The following is a 7,827-nucleotide window of genomic DNA, read 5'->3' on the forward strand; positions in this document are numbered from 1 at the left end:
AGGCGAACCTTTCATGCGTATCCGAACTCACTGCTTCCACTCCCTTCCTGTCCTAAACAAGCCGCGCCGGCGGCAATCGCGCTCAACGCGCCTTGAGGCTAAGCGGGGTCATATCCACCCAATGCTCGCGGATGTACTCCAGGCACGCCTCCTTGGCCGCGGCCTGGCCTTGCTGCTCCCATCCAGGGGGCAACGGCCGGTCGCTCGGCCAAATTGAATACTGCCCTTCGTGATTGATCACCACGACGAATAAGCTCTCCATGGACATCTCCTTTCCTGATTGAGTGATCATGCGGTTTGTCCAGACCGTCTCAGACGCGGAATATGGCCCGGCGCATCATCGACCGGCGTCCGCTGCTGCATGGCCTGGGCCAATTTGGCCACTGTGGGGAAATCGAACACGTCCCGCACTCGCGCTCCGCCCATTCCCCGCTGCGCCATCAGCGAAACCAAGTGCGTCGCCAGCAGGGAATGTCCGCCCAGCACAAAGAAATCGTCATGCACGCCGATTTCCGCCACATTCAACACCTCGGCCCAGACAGCAGCCAGTTGCGCCTCCGCGGCGGTGCGCGGCGCGACGCGCGCCGCTTCCCCGCCCTGGACCGATGCGTCCGGCGGCGGCAATCGCTTGCGGTCTATCTTCCCGTTGGGGTTCAACGGCATGCGGTCCAGGATCAGAATCGCGCCGGGCTTCAGATGCTTGGGAAGCGGCAGGTCCGCCTCTATCCGGACCGGCTCGAGCTCGCATCCCGGACGCGCGGTGAGATAGGCCACGAGGCGTGCATCTCCCAGTCTGTCCTGCCTCGCCAAGACCACCGCTTCCTGCACGCCGTCCAGCCTCAGCAAGGCGTGCTCGATCTCGCCCGGCTCTATCCTGAAACCGCGGATCTTCACCTGGTTGTCGATACGACCGAGAAACACCAGGCTGCCGTCGGACAGAGACCGGGCCAGATCGCCGGTTTTGTACATGCGAGATCCAGGCGCGCCGAAAGGGTCGGGCAAGAATCGCTCCGCGGTCAGTTCGGGGCGGTTCAGATACCCCCGCGCCAGCCCTTCGCCCGCGATGTGTATTTCCCCCCTGGCGCCTGGAGGCACCAGCTCCAAATGCTCGTTCAGTAGATATATCCGCGTATTGCTAATTGCCTGTCCGATGGAAACCGTCTCCATCAGCCCCGCCGGCAACTCCGCGCAAGTCGAATAGGTGGTGGTTTCCGTCGGGCCATACAGATTGAACATCCGCATATCCGGATACAGCCGGGCCAGCCGTTCCCTCAGCATCGGTTGCAGCGGCTCCCCCGCCAGATTCAGTACCCGGACCCCAGCCATCGTCCCCGGTTGGCTAAGCAGCGCCTCCACGACGGAAGGCACCGTATTGATAATGGCGACGTCGCGATGCTCACCCGGCTCAAGGAGGCGGAGAGCGTTTTCCACCATTACGACGGTGCCCCCGGCATTCAACGTCGCAAAAACTTCGAAGATGGAAAGATCAAATGTCACCGAGGTGCTGAACAGCACCCGCTGGGTCAGATGTTCTCCAAAGACCCGTTTCGCCCATTCGACAAAGGACACCGAACCAGCATGCCGCAACCCGACAGCTTTCGGCATGCCGGTGGAACCCGAGGTGTAGATGCAGTACGCCAGGTGTTCCGGCCCGGCCAGCGGCGCCGGGTTGCCGCTGCCGCGCCCGGCTACCTGCTCCCACTCGCTGTCCAGGCTCAACGTCTCCGCGTCCCCGGTCCGCAACCTCGGCTTCAGCCTGGATTGCGTCAGCATCACCTTCGCTCCGGTGTCCTCCAGCAGCAGCGCCAGCCGCTCCGACGGGTGCTCCGGGTCCAGCGGCACGTAGGCGCCTCCCGCCTTCAGCACGCCCAGCAGGGCCACCGCCAGCTCCAGGCCCCGTTCCATGCATATACCCACCAGCGCGTCCGGGCCCACGCCCCGGCCGCGCAGCCAGTGCGCCAGCTGGTTGGCGCGTCCGTTCAGTTCGCCATAGCTCAGCGCGTCGCCTTCGTAGCGCACCGCTTCCGCATCCGGCCGCGCCGCTGCCTGCCGCTCGAAACCCTCATGCAAACAGCCGCCCAGAGCTTCACGGCCCGTCAGGCCGCCGATCTGCAACAAGGCATGGCGTTCCGCCTCAGTCACCAAAGGAAGGCTGCACAACGGCGCCTCCGGCGAGCGGGACAGTTCATCCAGCAACAGGAGGAAGTGCTCTGCCATCCGATCGATCATTCCGCCATGGAAGGCGTCCCGATCGAAAATGAAACGGCAGCGGATAGCCTGTCCGGTTTCCTCGACATCGATCTTGAACTCGTTCTTGGTGTGGCAGGCGGCGACCGGCACCTGAACCAGAGTAGCCCGGCCGAGCGAAAACTCGGCCTGCTCCGTTTTCTGGTAATTGAACGCCAGCTGCAGCAACGGTCCCTGGATGTCTTGCCCCCCTTGCCGCAAAGCCCGTACCAAGCTGGGAAACGGAATCTGCCGCGCGTCGAGCAGGTCGAGAATCTGCTCTTCCGACTCCTTGAGCAGGGCCCGAACCGTCATCTCGCGCGCCAGCCTGGCGCGGAACACGCCGACGTTGGTCAAGTAGCCGACTGCCGCCAGCGTGGCGGCCTGATCGCGGAAGTTGATCGGCACGCTGATACCGAAATCGTCCTGCTGGCCATACTGCCAAAGCAAAACCTGCGTCGCGGCCAGGAAAAAGGCGGCATGGCCAAGCCTCAGTTCCGAGCAGAAACGGCGGATCTGGCCGGCCAGCTCCGCCGGTATTTCGAAATGGTGGTCGCCGGCCCGGAAAATGGACGACGCTCCCGAGATCAGCCGGTCCGTCGGCAGCGCAAGGCTGCCGGGAACCCCATGCAGCCTGGCCGCGCTCTGGGCGATCAATTCGCGTCCTGTCTGGCTTGCCAGAAAATCCGCTTCGCGCTGCACCAGCGCGTCCTGCCCGGCCGGCGCGAGCGGAAATGCCGGCTCGGCGCCCCGGCCGAGCGCGGAGTAGATCTCATCGAGATCAGCCAAAAAAACAGGCAGCGAGTGCCCATCGAACACCATGTGGGAAAACGTCAGCGCCAGGCCGCTCTGCCCAGACTGGGCGTCGCGGGTCAATGTTGCCCGGAACAAGGGCCCCCGATCGAAATCGAATGGCAGCCCCGCCTCCCGCTCCGTCACGGACTGCAGGCTGTCGATAGCGTGGTCAATCGCGCGCTCGGCCGCCTCCTCCGGAGACAGGTCCAGCGCGAATTCCGGCGCTCCCTCGTCAGTGCAGATGCGGGCGCCCAACAGCGGATGCCGCCTCAGCAGGCCCGCCATGCCGCGCTCGAACAGCGCCCGGTCTATCGTGCCGCAAATCTCGAACGCGACAATCACGTTGTATGCCGCGCTCACCCGCTGATCCGCCTGGCTCAGATACCACAAGCCCTGCTGCGACACGGTCAATGGCATTCTCATCGCTTAATCCCCATTGTTTTGCTTGCTCAGTTCCCCAAACGCCCCGGGCTTAGGCCCGAGCGCGGCCTCGGCCGGACCCGCATGTCCCATGGCCAGCCCTCCCCGCAACCACAGAGCCAGGCACTGCAGCATCACCATCAGGCCCAGGGCGGACACCATCAGGCCAAGCGCGCCGCCCTGCCCCGCGCCCCACATCCGGCCAAGCCATGGCAGCGCCTGCAACAACGGCGCGATCACATATGTAGAAAAAGGCAGCGACACCAGAATCGCGACCGGCCCGAGCGAGAACGAGACCATCATGCGCGCGGCGAACACCTTGCCCTGGATCTCCGCCGGGACATGGGCTTGCCAAATGGTTTGGCTGGACGCCAGGATCAAGGACATCAACGCTCCGGCGCAGAAAGCCAACAGCGCAATGGCCTCCGGGCTCCGGCTCATGCCCCACACGGCCATGACCGCCCCGAAAGACAGCGCGCCTCCCAACACCCGCCACTCGGGAGCTCCCGGACCTTTCCACCTCGCCAACGCGAGTCCGCACAGGAAAACGCCGGAGCCGTGGCTCGCCAACCCCCAGGCCAGAATCCGGTTGCCGACGCTAGCCAGCAGATAAGGAGCGAAGGCCACGTTGAATACGCCCGCCCCCAGATTGAAAAACATGAAGAAAAGCATGAGCCTAGACAGACCGGCGTGACGGAATACCCATTTCAGGCCGAAAAGCATTTCGGAAAGGAAAGTCCCCTCTCCGCGCCGCGGGTCCTCAGCCCCCCCCAGACCGGAGGCCCGGATGGCCAGCAAAGCTGCGGCGGCGACCAACTTGGCCAGGATATCGACCGCCAATACCCCCTCCAGGCCAATGGCCTCCAGGCCCGCCACGCCAAGCATCGGCCCCAGCACGCTGGACATGCCGAAGAAAGACTGCTGCAAGCCATTGATCCGCCCCCGGCCTTCCGGCGGCACCAGGATCGAAATCGTCACCCCGGTAGCCATCCAACGGCCGGTGCTGGCCAGCGCCAGCATCAGTATCGCCCCGGCGACATCGACGACGCCCAACGCATGCTCGCTCACGCGCCACAGCACCCATGACAGCGCCAGCGTGGGGAGCGCTTCGCAAGCCAGCAGCAGGCGACGCTTATCGCAACGATCAGTCAACGCGCCGATGACCGGAGCGAGGATAATATTGGGCAGCATGCCGATCAGAGCGAGATAGACGAACATCGCATAGGAACCGGTCTGCCGATAAACCCATACGTCCAGACAAAACGCCGTCAGGCTGGACCCCAGGCCGCTGATGCCGCGGGTCACGACGAACCAGACGGCCTGGCGCGGAATGCTGGTCGACGCCCTGCTCATGCCATGCCCCCCGCGCGGACCGCCTCGTCAAAATCGGCGCCAGCCCGGCTCGCCATCATGGCTGCCTCCCTTCGGTATCCGCCGCCGGACGCGCGTCGTCCTGATGCAGCGCGACCATCCGCAGCTCGCTGGTGAACAGCTCCCCATCGCGGTCCTTGAGCCACAAGTGCTCGAAGTCCGGCAGCATTTCACTGATGGATATCTCGCAAAGCGGATCCTGCCCACCCTGCAGCGCGCCGCGCAATTGCTTGGCCATGTGACGGACGAACAAGGGGCTGTCGAAATCGAGGTAGAACGGCTTGTTCTCCCACGGAACCTTGACGAATACCCGCCCCGGCATTCCCCATTCCGCGGCTTTACGCCGCATGCCCAGAAATACCCGGGCGTCGTCCTCGTCCAGCATGAAATCGAACTCGGAGCACGGCAGCCGCCAGCCTTCCCGTTGCCAGACCACCCGGCCCACCGTGACCCGCGGCGTATGGCGGCCTTTGGGCAGAATGAGGTAGTCGTTTGCCACGGACAGGAAAATGAAATCGGCAAACAGTTCAAGCAGGCCTCGCTGCCAGTCGCCGTCCCGGCTGCGCACCAACAGTTCGCCGTTTTGTTCAATGATCACCAGCGCAGAAAGCGACATGGCGTTCCGGGGATTAAATGGTCTGGCGCCTTGCGAAAACAGCACCTCCACGCCATGAAGCGGATCATCCTTCCACTGCGTTCGGATCGGTCGACGTGCGCCTTCTCCGTTGAGTTTGGGCACGACATTGTCCGTGCCCGAATCCCGGCGACGGGCAGCCAGCATCCATTCGGGATCGGGATGCTGCCCCAGGAAACCATTAGTCAGCAGGGTATTTCCCCCAACGTGGATCTCGCCCAGAACCGCCATCATTCCGCCGGCAGCATCGGGCTCCTCGCCGCAAAACATCAAGTCCGGACACTGATAGCACGTCCGCCGCCAGAGAGGATTGCAGGATGCGAAGGTCGCGCTCACCGCCGGGGAAATCTCCTCCGCTTCCACGTCGATCCGCCGCTCATCGTTGAAAGGCTCAAAGATAACTCGCCATCGCGCGCCTAATTCCTCCACCGCCTGCCGAATCGGCGCTCCATCGCCGAAAAACAAGCGCTGGGCATGCAGCCAGAAAGTCGGCGCGTCAATCTCCAGCGCTCCCTGGGGCCCAGGCGCCGCATGAGCCATAAAGACTTCGCGCAATGCGTCCAGATAACCGCGCGCGACCTGTTCCATGAACCACCGGGAACCCATCAGCACCAGGTCAAGAGACTGCTGCAAACCCAGCAGGAAAGGCTCTCCCATATCCATCGAGAAATCCCGCCTGCAGTCTTCGTAGAGGATCGCTCGTCCCCCGTAGGCTTCGCCATGCCGCCTCCTAGCCGACACACCGGTCACCGCTTCGAACTCTGCATCCAGCCGGGACTGAGCCGCCGCCAGCGCCTCGGCTTGGCCCGCGGCTGAAGCCACCGCCCCACGAGCGCTCTCCAGACGATCAAGCAAGGACAGAGCCTCTTCTCTCAGCGCGGCATCGCCGATAGCCTCGAACTGGGCACGCAACGCCCGCTCCGGCCGAGCCTCGAGACCGGGAACCTGAAATCCCAAATCTATCCTTGCCTCGCGCTGAAGCCTGCGCAACAAATCATGAACCTCATCTTCTCCCTGAAAGCACGAGAATGGGTTGGCCAAAAGGCCTGATACGATCTGTCTGACCTTGCGGCGGCCATCGCACTGCCTGAGCAGCTCATGCTCGGCGGAAGAAACCTCCACCGATACGCCGCCAGGGAAGACCAACCTAGGCCCATCAAGGCGCAGATAAGGCAGCATTCTAGGCGTCAACCAAGACACGAATCGATTGTCCGCCGCGACAGTATCCGCCACCGCCGCAATTGGCCAGTCTTCAAAGTAAAGGTTGCGTTCAGCGAGGCTACCCGGCCCCGGCACGGCGTGAAAGCCATTGCCGTCGCCATGCACCTTGCCCCAGGCGATGGGGCCGAAGAAGCCTATGGTGTCGTTCTTCACGCAATAACGCTGCGTGTAGTTCGCCACCAGATCCTGGCGCCGCCTAAGCTTGGCGCCGGGCATCTTGTCATCGCGCATCAGAGGATCCAGAGCCGTCGGCAAGGCCGCATGGTTTTGCCAGGCTATCGCCTGGCGGAACAATGGCTGCCCCGCCGTTTCACGTAACGTTCGGTCCAACGACTCGAGCGCCGCGGCATAACGCAACCTGAATGCGGACGCCAGCACTTCACGGCGTTGCAGGCTAGCGGCCAAGCCACGACAATGCTCCCCCGGCAATACTGCCTCGACAGCCTGGCCCAATCGACGCCGCCGCAGGCTGCCTGCAGCCCTGCGCAACAAGGCGAGCTCATCTGGAAAGGGAACCTCGGGCTTGTCTCCAGGGCTCGTGACTCCGTGAGCGCTCAATATGCCATCCACCCGCGACTGGACTATCCGTTCCGCCTCTCTCCACCCCTGCTCCAGACTAGCCTCTCCGGCGGCGAGGAGATCCGCAGCTCCGGCCAGCCCGCTATCCGCTAGACCTGCTGCCCAACGCGCGGGAAAACCAGCGCCGCGGATACAAAAAGTCCGCCAGAACCGCCATCCAAGCGGACTGGCCGGAGTCAGGTGGGAAGATGCCTGCGGAAAATCCCGGACTTCGGCGCTATCGCCGTTCCCTGGCGTGCGATCAACCAACGCGTCAATGCTCATGGCTGCATGTACTTTCTAATTTTTTCTCGACTTCCATTGCGACTCCGCGTGGAGAGCCGCAACGGTGGAGATCCCGCATGCGCAATTCAACACTGAACAGTTCGTGACAGCGGGATGCCACCTGCATCAACTGCAGGGAATGGATGCCACAAGCGAACAAATCGCTGGCTGGATTCAGCGCGCGCCCGGGAAATAATTCGTCGAAAATCGACATCACGCCGCGTAAAGTCGACCCCATATCGGTTCTGGAATCCACGGACATCAGATCTTCTGTCTCTCGCAACGGTATCTCGGCCAGCGCCTTACGATCGACCTTA

At 63.2% G+C, this 7,827-nt stretch carries 5 protein-coding genes; all 5 read right to left on the reverse strand.

What is annotated here, in order from left to right; all coding sequences use genetic code 11:
* Positions 1 to 82 precede the first annotated feature (82 nt).
* On the reverse strand, positions 83 to 262 hold the full coding sequence (locus VL52_RS22315; RefSeq protein ID WP_235429355.1) for an MbtH family protein: 180 nt from the start codon (positions 260 to 262) through the stop codon (positions 83 to 85).
* Positions 263 to 288: 26 nt separating this feature from the next.
* Entirely contained in the window at positions 289 to 3,444 is a 3,156-nt protein-coding gene (locus tag VL52_RS22320; RefSeq protein WP_082113897.1) for a non-ribosomal peptide synthetase, read from the reverse strand.
* Positions 3,445 to 3,447: 3 nt separating this feature from the next.
* On the reverse strand, positions 3,448 to 4,794 hold the full coding sequence (locus VL52_RS22325; protein ID WP_046159105.1) for an MFS transporter: 1,347 nt from the start codon (positions 4,792 to 4,794) through the stop codon (positions 3,448 to 3,450).
* Between the two features lie 55 nt (positions 4,795 to 4,849).
* Positions 4,850 to 7,510, reverse strand: a complete 2,661-nt coding sequence (locus VL52_RS22330; RefSeq protein WP_082113898.1) for a lantibiotic dehydratase — start codon at positions 7,508 to 7,510, stop codon at positions 4,850 to 4,852.
* Positions 7,500 to 7,827, reverse strand: a 328-nt coding sequence (locus VL52_RS24255; RefSeq protein ID WP_235429356.1) for an acyl carrier protein, incomplete at its 5' end; no start/stop codon positions are given. The genes VL52_RS24255 and VL52_RS22330, both read right to left, overlap by 11 nt.

Origin of the sequence: Chromobacterium vaccinii (assembly GCF_000971335.1) — a bacterium.
In the GTDB taxonomy this organism is placed as follows: domain Bacteria; phylum Pseudomonadota; class Gammaproteobacteria; order Burkholderiales; family Chromobacteriaceae; genus Chromobacterium; species Chromobacterium vaccinii.